The organism is Pseudomonas sp. QL9, assembly GCF_041409665.1.
In the GTDB taxonomy this organism is placed as follows: domain Bacteria; phylum Pseudomonadota; class Gammaproteobacteria; order Pseudomonadales; family Pseudomonadaceae; genus Pseudomonas; species Pseudomonas knackmussii.
Window position 1 is genome coordinate 2883158 of the sequence record NZ_CP166971.1, and the last position, 13203, is coordinate 2896360.

Below are 13203 nucleotides of genomic sequence, written 5' to 3' on the forward strand. Positions count from 1 at the left end.
CGGCCTCAGGCCGGCTCGCCTTCGCTCAGTCGGGTCAGCTCGGCAGTCAGCACAGTGGCGGCCGCGCCGACCCGGCGCACCGCTTCTTCGATTCGCGCCAGATCGCGGTTGGAGTAGTTCATGCGCAGGCAATTGCGGTACTTGCCCGAGGCGGAAAAGATGTTGCCCGCCGCCACCTGTACGCCCTGGCTGCGTAGCACCTGGTTCAGGCGCACGCTGTCGAACTGCGGGTCGAGCTCGACCCAGAGCATGAAGCCGCCCTGCGGCCGGCTGGCGCGGGTGCCTTCGGGGAAGTAGCGGTACACCCAGTCGCTCATCAGGTCGCGATGGCGCTGGTACTGCGCGCGCATGCGGCGGATGTGCGGTTCGTAGTGCCCGCCGCCGACGAACTCGGCCAGGGCCATCTGCGGCTGCGGCGCACAGGTCCCGCTGGCGATGTACTTGAAGTGCAGGATGCGATCCAGATACCGCCCCGGCGCCACCCAGCCGGTACGCAGGCCGGGCGCCACCGTCTTGGAGAAGGAACTGGCCAGCAGCACGCGGTCGTCGGTGTCGAACGACTTGATGCTGCGCGGTCGCGGATAACAATACGCCAGCTCGCCATACACATCGTCTTCGAGGATCGGCACGTCGTAGCGCTGCGCCAGGTTGAGCAGGGCGCGCTTGCGGGCGTCGGGCATGATGTAGCCCAGCGGGTTGTTGCAGTTGGGCGTGAGCAGGATCAGTTTCACCGGCCACTGTTCCATCGCCAGTTCCAGGGCCTCCAGGCTGACGCCGTTGGCGGGGTCGGTGGGAATCTCCAGCGCCTTGAGCCCGTGGGCCTTGAGCGCCTGCATGGCGCCGTGGAAGCTCGGCGAGTCGATGGCGACGATATCGCCCGGTTGGCAGATGGCGCGCAGGGTCACGGCCAGCGCTTCCTGGCAACCTGTAGTGATCACCAGCTCGCTCGGTGGCACCTGGCAACCGGAGTCCAGCATCAGGCGGGAAATCTGCTCGCGTAGCGGCAGGGACCCTTGGATGCCCTCGTAGCCCAGGCTGCGCAGGTCGGTGCGGCGTGCGGCGTTGGCCATGGCGCGCTGCATCGGTCTTAGCGAGGGGCTGGCAATGTCTGGCGTGCCGCGACCGAGTTGCACAAGCTCGCCGCCGGGAGCGCTGCGCACTTGCTCCAGTACCTGGTCCCATTGCGAGATTTCCACCGGGCGCTGCGCTGGCCGGGTCATGGCCGGCAACGCCGGGATATGGCGCCGCTCGGGGACGAAGTAGCCGGATTTCGGCCGTGGTTCGACCAGGCCGCTGTCTTCCAGGACCCGATAGGCCTGCTGCACCGTGCTGATACTGACGCCGTACTCTTCGCTCAGAGTGCGCACCGAGGGCAGGCGGTCGCCGGGACGGTAGAGCCCCTGCTCGATGCGTTGACCCAGGGTCTGAGCCAGTTGCGAGTAGCGCTTCATTACAGATTCCTCGTCGCAGGTGCTTTCCTGGAAGACCAGTACAGATCGTGCTGAAAAAGGCCATTCAGATGGCAATTCGGCGGATCTGTATCGAGAGAATAGCGCGAGTTTGAATCTGTAATGAAATTCGTGGATTGGTCAGGATTTCTCCAGGCTCACTGGAGGAACGACGACATGAGCGGCATGAGCGATGTACGCCTGACCCTGTATCAACAAGAACTCCTGGATATCAACGGGCGCGCGGTGGCGCCGCGCTATCCGCAGGAAACTCGCTGGCAGCAGTTCTGGCGGCGGGTGCGGACCCGTCGCCAGCTGCTTGAGCTGAGCGACGAGCAATTGCGCGATATCGGCATCAGCCGCGAGCAGGCGCGCATCGAGGCGCTGCGGCCGTTCTGGCGCTGCTAGTGGCCAGCGCGGTACTGCAGGGCTTCGGCCAGGTGCGGACGGGTGATGGCGGCGACGCCTTCGAGGTCCGCCAGGGTCCGGGCGACCTTGAGGATGCGGTGGAGGGCGCGCAGGGAGAGGTTCATCCGCTCGCCAGCAGTTTCCAGCCATGCTTGGTCTTGATCGCTCAGTGCACAATTTTGGTGCATGGATTTCAGGTCGAGGAAAGCGTTCGGACAACCTTGGCGATGCAGCTGGCGTTCGCGCGCCACGGCAACACGCGCGGCGATGTCGGCGCTGCTTTCGGCACTCGCCTGGGGCGCCAGGCGCGTGGTTTCTCGGCTGACGGTGAGATGCAGGTCGATGCGGTCGAGCAGCGGGCCGGAAAGCTTGGCGCGGTAGCGCTGGATCTGCTCCGGCGTGCAGCGGCAGCGCCCGCTGGGATCGCCCAGGTAGCCGCAGGGGCAGGGATTCATCGCCGCCACCAACTGGAAGCGCGCGGGAAAGCGCACGCGCCCGTTGGCTCGGGCGATGACGATCTCGCCGTTCTCCAACGGCTCGCGCAGGACTTCCAGGACCTTGCGGTCGAACTCCGGAAGCTCATCGAGGAAAAGCACGCCCTCATGCGCCAACGTGATTTCGCCAGGCTGCGGACGTCCCCCGCCACCCACCAGCGCGGCCGCGGATGCGGTGTGATGCGGCTGGCGGAACGGGCGTTGCGGCCAGTGGGTCAGCGGACCGCGCCCGGATACCGAATGGATGGCCGCCACGCGCAGGGCTTCGTCTTCGTTCAACGGCGGCAGCAAACCGGGCAAGCGGCTGGCCAGCAGGGTCTTGCCGGTGCCGGGCGGGCCGCTCAAAAGCAGATTGTGGGCTCCAGCCGCTGCTACCAGTAGCGCGCGCTTGGCGGCGCTCTGGCCCTGGACTTCGGCGAGGTCGGGGTAGGGCGGTGATTCACGCAGCAGGCCATTGGCCTGGTAGGGCGCCAGGGGCGTTTGCCCGCTCAGGTGCGCCGCGAGTTCCAGCAGGTGGCCTACGGCGTAGACGACCAGGCCGCTGGCCAGGCTGGCTTCTTCGGCATTTTCCTTCGGTACTACCAGAGCGCGCCCTGCCGCACGCGCTGCCAGGGCTGCCGGAAGCACGCCCTGAACGGGGCGCACGGTCCCTGAAAGCGCAAGTTCACCGAGGCATTCCAGGGGTTCGAGCGAAGCTGCCGGCAACTGGCCGTTGGCCGCGAGAATGCCCAGGGCGATGGCCAGGTCGAAGCGGCCGCCGTCCTTTGGGAGGTCGGCTGGAGCGAGGTTCAGGGTGATGCGGCGGGCGGGGAAATCGAAGCCCGAGTTGAGGATGGCGCTGCGCACGCGGTCCTTGCTTTCCTTCACCGCCGTTTCCGGCAGGCCCACCAGGGTCAGCGAAGGCAGGCCGTTGGCCAGGTGCGCCTCCACTGTAACTCCCGGGGCTTCGACGCCGACTTGCGCGCGGCTGTGGACGATGGCCAGGGACATGATCGCTCCTTGATCGCAGACCGCTTGCGGCGGCTTATTCGGCCTCGGTGGGCGGGGTGAGCTTGGCTTCCATCTCGGCGACCTTCGCCTCCAGCGCCTCGAGGCGGGCGCGAGTGCGGGCGAGCACCACCATCTGGCTGTCGAACTCGTCGCGGCTGACCAGGTCGAGCTTGCCGAAGGCGCTCTGCAGCAGGACCTTGAACTGCGCCTCCAGCTCCGCGCGGGGCAGCGGCGATTCACCGCCGAAGAGGCGGCTGGCCTGGTGGCTGAGGGCGTCGAGGAGGGCTTTGGGCGGCAGCATGGCAGCGGGGTTCCGGAAATGGAGTCGGCCGGCAGTCTACCACGGCGTTCGCCGGGCCTGCGGCGAGGCGCGGGATCGAGTCGTTGCACAGTTTTTGCGCAGCTGCACCACCATCGCTGCGCGCTTCTGGTGCGATGCATGGCACCCGGCCATTGCCCGGAAACCCGTGTTTTTCGCTAAGGGCCTGAATACAAGGGCTTTTCATCGAACTGGCAAGATTCATGCTTCGGTGCCTGCATGGCGTGCACCGATGCAGGTCCGGTGCAGCTGGCGGAGCTGACGAAGCGCTTCGCGGGGAGCGGCTGCAATGGTCGGAGTGCTGAGGTAGGGCGGCCGGCGCGTTACAAAGCCAGACACTGCGCTTAGACTTGAGCCCGGGTTCGTTTTCCTGGGGCGAGTCCACCAAAACACGGGAGAGAGTTTCATGAAGCTAGTCACAGCCATCATCAAGCCGTTCAAGTTGGACGATGTGCGCGAGTCGCTGTCCGAGATCGGCGTGCAGGGCATTACTGTGACCGAAGTCAAGGGCTTCGGCCGGCAGAAAGGGCACACCGAGCTGTACCGTGGCGCGGAGTACGTTGTCGACTTCCTGCCCAAGGTGAAGATCGATGTGGCCATCGCCGACGACCAGTTGGACCGGGTAATCGAGGCCATCACCAAGGCTGCCAACACCGGCAAGATCGGTGACGGCAAGATCTTCGTCGTCAATCTGGAACAGGCCATCCGCATCCGTACCGGCGAAACCGGCACCGACGCGATCTAAGCCTAAGCCCAACCGAACCCCACGCCCCAGGAGAAACAAAAATGACTCTGCGCAAGTTCGCAGGGCTTGGCGCCCTATTGCCCCTAGTAATGCCCGGACTGGCCATGGCGGCCGATGCTCCGGCCCCGGTTCTGAACAGCGGTGACACCGCCTGGATGCTGATTTCCAGCGCCCTGGTGCTGATGATGACCATTCCCGGTCTGGCGCTGTTCTATGGCGGCATGGTTCGCGCCAAGAACGTCCTCTCGATCATGATGCAGTGCTTCGCGATCACCGCCCTGGTGAGCATCCTCTGGGCACTGTATGGCTACAGCATGGCCTTCGACACCACCGGCATGGAGAAGGGCGTAGTCAACTTCAACTCCTTCGTCGGTAGCTTCGGCAAGGCCTTCCTCAGCGGCCTGACCAGCAACGGCCTGACCTCCGCTGCCGCGCTGTTCCCGGAAAGCGTCTTCGTGATGTTCCAGATGACCTTCGCGATCATCACTCCGGCCCTGATCGTCGGCGCCTTCGCCGAGCGCATGAAGTTCTCCGCGCTGCTGATCTTCACCGGCCTGTGGTTCACCCTGGTCTACGCACCGATCGCACACATGGTCTGGAGCGGCGACGGTGGCCTGCTGTGGGACTGGGGCGTGCTGGACTTCGCTGGCGGCACCGTGGTGCACATCAACGCCGGTGTGGCCGGCCTGGTTGCCTGCCTGGTAATGGGCAAGCGTAAGGGCTACCCGACCGCCGCCATGGCTCCGCACAACCTGGGTTACACCCTGATCGGCGCCGCCCTGCTGTGGGTGGGCTGGTTCGGCTTCAACGCCGGTTCCGCGGCTGCCGCCAACGGCACCGCCGGCATGGCCATGCTGGTGACCCAGATCGCCACCGCTGCCGCTGCCCTGGGCTGGATGTTCGCCGAGTGGATCACCCACGGTAAGCCGAGCGCCCTGGGCATCGCCTCCGGCGTGGTCGCTGGCCTCGTCGCCATCACCCCGGCTGCCGGCACCTGCGGCCCGATGGGCGCGATCATCCTCGGTCTGGCCGCTGGTGTGATCTGCTTCTTCGCCGCTACCACCCTGAAGCGCGCAGTTGGCTATGACGACTCCCTCGATGCCTTTGGCGTGCATGCCGTCGGCGGTATCGTCGGCGCCCTGCTGACCGGCGTGTTCGCTGCTCCGTCCCTGGGCGGTTTCGGCACCGTCACCGACATCGGCGCCCAGCTGTTCATCCAGTTCAAGGGCGTGGCTTTCACCGTCATCTACACCGCGGTGATCAGCTTCGTGATCCTCAAGGTGCTGGACCTGGTCATCGGTCTGCGCGTCAACGAAGAGGAAGAAACCGTGGGTCTGGACCTGTCCCTGCACAACGAGCGCGGCTACAACCTGTAAGCATCTCGTTGCTGTTCGAGCAAGGGCGCCTTTGGGCGCCCTTTGCTTTTTTTGGCGCCACGCTAGAATGCGCGCGCATCGGCAGCCGAATCGGAGAGCCCGCCATGTGGCAGCAGACATCGATCACCCTGCGCGCCCGTCCGCGTGGCTTTCATCTGGTCACCGACGAGTTGCTGGCGGAGCTGCCGCAGCTGAAGCAGTGCCGGATAGGCCTGCTGCATCTGTTGCTGCAGCACACCTCGGCGTCGTTGACCCTGAACGAGAATGCCGACCCTTCGGTACGCCGGGATTTCGAGCGATTCTTCAATCGCCTGGCGCCGCAGGGAGAGAGCGACTATGAACACAATTACGAAGGGCCGGACGATCTGCCTGCGCACTTCAAGGCCAGTCTGCTGGGCTGCCAGATGACCCTGCCGGTGCGCGACGGGCGCCTGGCACTGGGCACCTGGCAAGGCGTTTACCTGGGCGAGCACCGCGATCACGGCGGGCCGCGCAAGGTACTGGCGACCTTGCAGGGCGAGCCCGTATGAATTTTTTCCGGCAGCGTTCGTCAAAGCGCGCGGCTGGGCTATAACTAACCTGCTTTGCAGCACCACGAGGTAGAACAATGAGCGACGAAGAACTGGAACAAGACGAGCTGGACGGCGCCGACGAGGATGACGGCGAGGAGCTGGCTGCAGCTGACGACGGCGACGCCGAGAGCGAAGCCGACGAAGCGCCTGCCTCTTCCGGCGGTGGTGGCAAGAAAGCCAAGGCCGCTGTAGAGGAAGAAGAGCTGCCCTCCGTCGAGGCGAAACAGAAGGAACGCGATGCCCTGGCCAGAGCGATGGAGGAATTCCTCTCGCGCGGCGGCAAGGTGCAGGAGATCGAGCCGAACGTGGTCGCCGATCCGCCGAAGAAACCGGATAGCAAATACGGCAGCCGTCCCATCTAAGGGGCTGCGTCGTGAAAAGGCCCGCCCTCCCGATCAGGGAGCGGCGGGCTTTTTCTTGGCTGCGAGAAATTACAGGTGGGCGAGGACCGCAGGCAATTCGGCCAGGCTGTGAATGATCTGGCTTGGCGCTTCTTCGCCTTCCCAGGGCTTGCGCGCCGGGTTGAACCAGATCGCGTGCAGGCCTGCGCGCCGCGCGCCGGCTATGTCGTCGCTGGGATGGTCGCCGATGTGCACGGCCTCCCGGGCATCGACACGTGCGCGTTTCAGCGCTTCCTGGAACGGCTTCGGATCGGGCTTGCCGATGCCCAGCTCTTCGGCGCAGAGGGCGAACTGGAAGTAGTCGGCCAGGCCCAGGCGACGCACATCGGCATTGCCGTTGGTGAGCACTCCGAGGATGAAGCGGTTGGCCAGCGCTTCCAGCGTAGGATGGACTTCGGGGAACAGGCTGACCTGATGCCGCGCGTGGAGAAATACCTGGAAGCCCGCCTCGGCCAGCTCCGCCGCTTCGGTTGCCGGGTAGCCGGCGTCGATCAGCGCGTGGAGCAGGATGCGCCGGCGCAACTCGCTCAAGCGGTGCTTGAGCATCGGGTCCTGTTCCATCAGCCGGGCGCGGATCGCCCACAGCTGCTCGATGGGCACCGGCCCGAGCTGGGCGGCGTTGACCGCCAGCCACTCGCGCAGGGTCGCCTCGGCGCTGTTCATCACCGGGGCGACGTCCCACAGGGTGTCGTCGAGGTCGAAGGTGACCAGACGGATGCTCATTCATCGGCTCCTGTGTCGTTGTCTCGTTTGCCGCGCCGGGCGCGGGGGTGGGCCTGGTCGTAGACCTTGGCCAGGTGCTGGAAGTCCAGGTGCGTGTAGATCTGCGTGGTGGCGATGTCGGCGTGGCCGAGCAGCTCCTGCACCGCGCGCAGGTCCTGGGACGACTCCAGCATATGGCTGGCGAAGGAGTGACGCAGCATGTGCGGATGAAGATGCTGGCCAAGCTCGCGCACGCCGGCCTGGCGCACGCGCAGTTGCACGGCGCGCGGGGTCAGTCGCTTGCCGCTGATGCCGACGAAGAGCGCATCATCTGCCGGGCGCACCTGTTCTCGGATAGGCAGCCATTGCTCGATGGCATGGCGCGCAGCGCTGCCGACTGGAAGCTCGCGGACCTTGTTGCCCTTGCCGACGACGCGCACCAGCCCGGCGGCGAGATCGAGGCCGCCGAGGTCCAGGCCGACCAGCTCGGACAGGCGCAGGCCGGACGAATAGAAGAGTTCCAGCAGGGCCTGGTCGCGGCGGGCGATGAAGTCGTCTTCCACGCCGCCGTCGAGAAGCTGCGCCGCGCGGTCAGCGTCCAGGGTGCGCGGCAGCTTGCGCGCCGCCTTGGGGGCGGACAGCCCGTCCGCCGGGTTGTGCCGGCAGAGGCGTTCGCGGATCAGGTATTGGTAAAGGCCGCGCACTGCCGACAGCAGGCGCGCCAGACTGCGGCTGGCCAGCCCCTGCTGGTGCAGCCGGGCGACGAATACGCGCAGCTGGCGGACGTCGAGGTCGGCCCAACCAGTGATGCCCGCTTTTTCGCAAAGCTGGACGACCTTCAACAGGTCGCGCTGGTAGCCGGAAAGGGTGTGTGCGGACACCTGGCGTTCGCTGCGCAGGTGTTCGAGGAAGGCGTCCAGATCGGTGGCGAGGCTCAAACGACAAGCTCCCAGGGGCTGGCCGCCGGCGCGGTGATCAGCGCACCGAGCGCAGCGGCGTGGAGAAGCGCGGCAGGACGCGGGCGAGCACTTCGGCGACGTAACCGAGGAACAGCGTGCCGAGGGAGCTTTTGTAGTGCTGCGGATCGGAGCTGCCGATCGCCAGCACGCCATGCAGGCCCTGGTAGCTCAGTGAGACCACGGCGGCAGAGCCGACGGCGGCACCATCGGCCTCGCCGAACAGGAAGGTCAGTTCGTGCAGGCGCAGTACGCCGCAGACGGTCTTGCCGCCGGAGAGCAGGCCGCCGATGGCCTGATGCGCTTCCGCGCTGCTGACCGAGCGGCCCACCGGAAGATTGCTGTCGCTGAACAGGATCAGGCTGACGAAGGGTACCTGGAACTCGTGGCGCAGGCTGTCTTCGACGGTGCTGACCACGTCTTCGAGGCTGGTCGCGTCGAGCAGGTCGAGTACCAGGCGGCGGGTCTTCTCGAACAGGCGATCGTTGTCGCGGGCGACGTCCATCAGCTGCGCCAGGCGATGGCGCATCTCGATGTTGCGCTCGCGCAGCAGGCGGACCTGGCGCTCCACCAGCGACACGGCGCTGCCGCTGTCGTGGGGGATGCGCATTTCCGGAATCAGCTCGTCGTGCGCGACGAAGAATTCCGGATGCTGGCGCAGGTACGCGGCGACTTGTTCGGCATCCAGCGGCGCTTGGTTTTCCGGGTTCTTCTCGGTCATAGGCGTCTCGGTTATAGGCGGACCTGGCCTTCGTATACGCGGACGGCGGGCCCGGTCATCATAACCGGCTGCCCCGGACCTGCCCACTCGATGCTCAGGCGCCCGCCCGGCAGGTCGATCTGCACCGGCGACTGCAGCCAGCCCTGGCGGATACCGGCGACCGCGGCGGCGCAGGCGCCGGTGCCGCAGGCCTGGGTCTCGCCAACGCCGCGCTCCCAGACGCGCAGGCGCGCATGGTGCGGGTCGACGACCTGCAGGAAGCCAATGTTGGCCTTGGCCGGGAAGCGCGGGTGTACTTCCAGTTGCGGGCCGAGGGTCCGTACCGGCGCGCTGTCGACGTTGTCCACGCGCAGCACGCCATGCGGGTTGCCCATGGAAACAGCGGCCAGCTCGACGCTCTGACCGTCGACTTCGACGCTATAGCTCAGCGCCTCGACGTCGGCGACGAAGGGCACCTGCTCCGGCGCCAGGCGCGGGGCGCCCATGTCCACGCTGACCTGGCCGTCGTTGGCAACGCTCAGCTCGATGACACCGCCCTTGGTCTCGACGCGGATGACCTTCTTCGAAGTCAGGCGCTTGTCCAGCACGAAGCGTGCGAAGCAGCGTGCGCCGTTGCCGCACTGTTCCACTTCGCTGCCGTCGGAATTGAAGATGCGGTAGCGGAAGTCGACATCGGGGCTGCCCGGCGGCTCGACGATCAGCAGTTGGTCGAAGCCCACGCCCGTGTGGCGGTCGCCCCAGGTCTTGACGTGGCGCGGCAGCACGTGGGCGTGCTGGCTGACCAGGTCGAGGACCATGAAGTCATTGCCCAGGCCGTGCATCTTGGTAAAGCGCAGAAGCATGGTATCGGCCTCACTCCGGCAGCAGGCTTTCGCCGGCGTAAAGCTCCTGGACGGTCTCGCGACGGCGCACTTCGAAGGCCTTGTCGCCGTCCACCAGCACCTCGGCAGCGCGGCCGCGGGTGTTGTAGTTGGAACTCATGACGAAGCCGTAGGCGCCGGCCGAACGCACGGCCAGCAGGTCGCCTTCGGCCAGGGCCAGTTCGCGGCCCTTGGCGAGGAAGTCGCCGGTTTCGCAGATCGGTCCGACCAGGTCGTAGGTGCGCTTCTCGCCGTCACGCTTGCTGACCGGGGTGACGTCCATCCAGGCCTGGTAGAGGGCCGGGCGGATCAGGTCGTTCATCGCTGCATCGATGATGGCGAAGTCCTTGTGCGTGGTGTGCTTGAGGTACTCCACGCGGGTCAGCAGCAGGCCTGCGTTTGCCACGATGTAGCGGCCCGGCTCGAACACCAGGGTCAGCTGTCGATTGCCCAGGCGCTCGCGGATGGCGCGGATGTAGTCGCTGGCCGGCGGCGGGGTTTCGTCGCGGTAGCGCACGCCCAGGCCACCGCCCAGGTCCAGGTGCTGGATGACGATGCCGCGCGCGGCAAGGCGATCGATCAGCGCCAGCAGGCGGTCGAGGGCGTCGAGGAAGGGTTCCAGCTGGGTCAGCTGCGAACCGATGTGACAGTCCACGCCTTTCACTTTCAGGTTCGGCAGCTCGGCGGCGCGGGCGTAGATGGCCTCGGCCTCGTCGATGTCAACGCCGAACTTGTTTTCTTTCAGGCCGGTGGAGATGTACGGGTGGGTTTGGGCGTCGACGTCAGGGTTCACGCGCAGCGAAACCGGCGCTTTCACGCCCAGTTCGGCGGCCACTTCCTGCAGGCGCTCCAGTTCCACGGTGGATTCGACGTTGAAGCAATGCACGCCGACTTCCAGCGCGCGGCGCATGTCGTCGCGGGTCTTGCCGACACCGGAGAACACGACCTTGGCCGGGTCACCGCCGGCGGCGATGACGCGTTCCAGCTCGCCACGGGACACGATGTCGAAGCCCGAACCCAGGCGTGCCAATACGTTCAGCACGGCGAGGTTGGAGTTGGCCTTCACCGCGAAGCAGACCAGGTGCGGCAAGCCTTGCAGGGCGTCAGTGTAGGAGCGGTACTGCTGCTCGATGTGCGACCGCGAATAGACGTAGGTGGGAGTGCCGAAGCGTTCGGCGACCGCCGACAGCGCCACTTCTTCCGCGAACAGTTGCCCGCCGCGGACGTTGAATGCCTCCATGAATCGCTCCCTTACAGACCGTAGCGGTCCTTGCTGTGCTTGCTTTGGGCTTGCTGGTCGTCCGGCAGGTACAGCGGGCCTTTCTGGCCGCAACCGGCGAGCGCGGCGCTGAGCACGGCGAGCGCGAGGAAGGGAAGCAGCAGTCGCTTCATGGCGGAATCCTTGTAATAAAAGCGTCGATTGGGCCGGAGTATACCGACCCCCCGGCGCCTTGCCTATGCGACCCGGCTCCCGCCCGGCGGGGCTTGCGCCGCGGTTGGCCGTGTCTGCCGGGTATTTTCCCGAGGTCGCCGGGAGGGTTTGCCGAGGCCCCCGTCCAACCCCTAGCATCTGTCAGAAAATTCGGAGGACAGATGGAATCGCCAGCCGTACTCGCCGGGTCCATCTCCATGGCCTACGTACAGGGCCTGCTGGACCACCTCGAACGCCAGGGCATAGCGCCCGCACCGTTGCTGGCGCAGGTGCAGCTCGATCCGGCTTTGATCGGCCAGCGCGAGCCGCGCATCGCCGCCAGCGTCTACGTCGATCTGCTGGAGCTCGGCATGCAGCTGAGCGGTGACGACAACCTCGGCCTGCACCTGGGCGAAGCCATTCGCCCCGGGCATTTCGGCGTGCTCGGCTATCTACTGATGAGCTGCGCCACGCTGGGCGACGCCCTGCATCGCCAGGCGCGCTATGCCGGTCTGGTCGGCAGCCTGGGGCGGGTCGAGCTCGACGACGAGCCGGCGCGGCCGGGCTGCGAACCGCTCGTGCGACACAGCTGGGAGCCACTGCTGCCGCGCCTGCAGCGTCAGCTGGCGGAGGAGACGCTGGCCTGCTGGCTGCGCTTCGGGCAATGGATCTGCGCCCTCGACGAGCCGCCGGTTGAAGTGCGCTTCCGCCATCCTGAGCCGGCCGATACCCGCGAGCATCAGCGCATCTTCCGCTGCCCGGTACTGTTCGGTCAGGCCGATAACGCCCTGGTCTTCCCCCGGCGCCGCCTGGCCACGCCGTTGGGTCAGGCCGACCAGCAAATCCAGTGCGTGCTCGACGGTTATGCCGGGCGATTGCTCGATGGTATCCGCCGTGGCGACAGCGTCCTCGAGCGCGCCCGCCAGCGCCTTGCCCAGCGCCTGCCGGAGCAGGACATCGACCTCGAGACCCTAGCCCGCGAGCTGGCGCTGAGCCCGCGCACCTTGCAGCGTCGCCTGCGTGACAGCGGCCTGTCGTTCAGCCGGCTGGTCGACGAGACACGCCAGCAGCTGGTCCTGTATCACCTGCGCGATCCTGGCCTGGAGCTGGCCGACGTAGCCAGCCTGGTCGGCTTCAGCGAAACCGGCTCGCTGGCGCGCGCCTTCCGCCGTTGGACGGGGCAGAGTCTGGGCGAATACCGGCGTACACTGCAGCCTTTGGCAACCCCTTGAGGACGATGCATGAGCACGATGAGCGAGGCCCGCTTCCATGACCTGGTCGACCAGGTGCAGACCACCGTGGAGGACGCCTTCGATGACAGCGGCCTGGACGTGGACCTGGAGAATTCCAGCGGTGTGTTGACGGTGCGCTTCGAGAACGGCACCCAGCTGATCCTCAGCCGCCAGCCGGCGCTGCGCCAGCTGTGGGTGGCGGCACGTTCGGGCGGATTCCACTTCGATTTCGACGAGTCCGGCAGCCTGTGGATCAGCGACAGTACGCGCGAACCGCTGGGCGAAATGCTGAGCCGCGCGACGCGCGAGCAGGCGGGCGAGGATGTCGAGTTCCCCGGCGTCTGAGGCACCGGTGCCTTCGCCCTGCTGTCGGCGCTGCTGCCTCGACGAGCAGGACGTCTGCCTGGGCTGCGGGCGCAGCCTGGCGGAGATTCTCGAATGGAACGGGGCCGATGGCGCGCGCCGTCGGCAGATCATCGAAGCCGCCGCAGCCCGTTGCAAACCGCGGTTACCTTGGCGCTGACCGACCGGTCTTGCTTATTCGACCTGCTGTGATAGTGTCCCGGAA

17 protein-coding genes are annotated in these 13203 nt (G+C 66.4%); 8 read left to right on the plus strand and 9 right to left on the minus strand.

Annotated elements, in window-relative coordinates:
* Window positions 1-5: 5 nt before the first annotated feature.
* Window positions 6-1451 carry a PLP-dependent aminotransferase family protein gene (locus ACA097_RS13615; RefSeq protein WP_160288763.1) on the minus strand — a complete coding sequence of 482 codons (1446 nt, stop codon included), beginning with the start codon at window positions 1449-1451 and terminating at the stop codon, window positions 6-8.
* 174 nt (window positions 1452-1625) lie between these two features.
* On the opposite strand from ACA097_RS13615, the gene ACA097_RS13620 reads away from it, so the two are divergent.
* Window positions 1626-1856, plus strand: coding sequence for a DUF1127 domain-containing protein (locus ACA097_RS13620; RefSeq protein WP_043256415.1), 231 nt, complete (start codon window positions 1626-1628; stop codon window positions 1854-1856).
* On the opposite strand, the gene ACA097_RS13625 is transcribed toward ACA097_RS13620, so the two are convergent.
* Complete coding sequence (locus ACA097_RS13625) at window positions 1853-3340, minus strand: YifB family Mg chelatase-like AAA ATPase (RefSeq protein WP_043256413.1); 1488 nt, start codon at window positions 3338-3340, stop codon at window positions 1853-1855. The two genes, ACA097_RS13620 and ACA097_RS13625, sit on opposite strands and share 4 nt — an antisense overlap.
* Before the next feature lie 34 nt (window positions 3341-3374).
* The gene (locus ACA097_RS13630; RefSeq protein WP_043256412.1) at window positions 3375-3641 is read right to left on the minus strand and encodes an accessory factor UbiK family protein; all 267 of its coding nucleotides are present in this window, start codon (window positions 3639-3641) and stop codon (window positions 3375-3377) included.
* Window positions 3642-4065: 424 nt separating this feature from the next.
* On the opposite strand from ACA097_RS13630, the gene glnK reads away from it, so the two are divergent.
* The 4 genes from glnK to sutA all read left to right on the plus strand — a co-directional run bounded on the left by glnK (window position 4066) and on the right by sutA (window position 6714).
* Window positions 4066-4404: a P-II family nitrogen regulator gene (gene glnK, locus ACA097_RS13635; RefSeq protein WP_003457590.1), complete on the plus strand. Its 339-nt coding sequence runs from the start codon at window positions 4066-4068 to the stop codon at window positions 4402-4404.
* Window positions 4405-4445: 41 nt separating this feature from the next.
* Window positions 4446-5780 (plus strand): ammonium transporter, encoded by a 1335-nt coding sequence (locus ACA097_RS13640; RefSeq protein ID WP_371370398.1) that lies wholly within the window; start codon window positions 4446-4448, stop codon window positions 5778-5780.
* A 104-nt stretch (window positions 5781-5884) separates the two neighbouring features.
* A complete protein-coding gene (locus ACA097_RS13645; protein ID WP_371370399.1) occupies window positions 5885-6310 on the plus strand; it encodes a secondary thiamine-phosphate synthase enzyme YjbQ in 426 nt (141 codons plus the stop codon).
* Between the two features lie 77 nt (window positions 6311-6387).
* Window positions 6388-6714, plus strand: a complete 327-nt coding sequence (gene sutA, locus ACA097_RS13650) for a transcriptional regulator SutA (RefSeq protein WP_043256408.1) — start codon at window positions 6388-6390, stop codon at window positions 6712-6714.
* Window positions 6715-6783: 69 nt separating this feature from the next.
* Here the strand turns inward: sutA and ACA097_RS13655 are convergent, their stop codons facing one another.
* The 6 genes from ACA097_RS13655 to ACA097_RS13680 are packed head-to-tail and all read right to left on the minus strand — an operon-like array spanning window position 6784 to window position 11384.
* The gene (locus ACA097_RS13655; RefSeq protein WP_371370400.1) at window positions 6784-7476 is read right to left on the minus strand and encodes an HAD family hydrolase; all 693 of its coding nucleotides are present in this window, start codon (window positions 7474-7476) and stop codon (window positions 6784-6786) included.
* Window positions 7473-8393, minus strand: a complete 921-nt coding sequence (xerC, locus tag ACA097_RS13660) for a tyrosine recombinase XerC (RefSeq protein WP_043256405.1) — start codon at window positions 8391-8393, stop codon at window positions 7473-7475. Before xerC ends, ACA097_RS13655 begins: the two co-directional genes overlap by 4 nt.
* Before the next feature lie 37 nt (window positions 8394-8430).
* Window positions 8431-9132, minus strand: a complete 702-nt coding sequence (locus ACA097_RS13665) for a DUF484 family protein (protein ID WP_371370401.1) — start codon at window positions 9130-9132, stop codon at window positions 8431-8433.
* 11 nt (window positions 9133-9143) lie between these two features.
* A complete protein-coding gene (dapF, locus tag ACA097_RS13670; RefSeq protein WP_371370402.1) occupies window positions 9144-9974 on the minus strand; it encodes a diaminopimelate epimerase in 831 nt (276 codons plus the stop codon).
* Between the two features lie 10 nt (window positions 9975-9984).
* Window positions 9985-11232 (minus strand): diaminopimelate decarboxylase, encoded by a 1248-nt coding sequence (gene lysA, locus ACA097_RS13675; RefSeq protein ID WP_371370403.1) that lies wholly within the window; start codon window positions 11230-11232, stop codon window positions 9985-9987.
* An 11-nt stretch (window positions 11233-11243) separates the two neighbouring features.
* Entirely contained in the window at window positions 11244-11384 is a 141-nt protein-coding gene (locus tag ACA097_RS13680) for a lipoprotein (RefSeq protein ID WP_043256392.1), read from the minus strand.
* Window positions 11385-11585: 201 nt separating this feature from the next.
* On the opposite strand from ACA097_RS13680, the gene ACA097_RS13685 reads away from it, so the two are divergent.
* From ACA097_RS13685 to ACA097_RS13695, 3 genes are read left to right on the plus strand one after another with little or no spacing between them, the layout of a single operon-like run.
* The gene (locus ACA097_RS13685) at window positions 11586-12635 is read left to right on the plus strand and encodes an AraC family transcriptional regulator (protein WP_371370404.1); all 1050 of its coding nucleotides are present in this window, start codon (window positions 11586-11588) and stop codon (window positions 12633-12635) included.
* A gap of 9 nt (window positions 12636-12644) precedes the next feature.
* On the plus strand, window positions 12645-12980 hold the full coding sequence (cyaY, locus tag ACA097_RS13690) for an iron donor protein CyaY (RefSeq protein WP_043256388.1): 336 nt from the start codon (window positions 12645-12647) through the stop codon (window positions 12978-12980).
* Window positions 12958-13158 (plus strand): DUF1289 domain-containing protein, encoded by a 201-nt coding sequence (locus ACA097_RS13695; protein ID WP_160288757.1) that lies wholly within the window; start codon window positions 12958-12960, stop codon window positions 13156-13158. The genes cyaY and ACA097_RS13695 overlap by 23 nt, the downstream gene beginning before the upstream one ends.
* Window positions 13159-13203 lie beyond the last annotated feature (45 nt).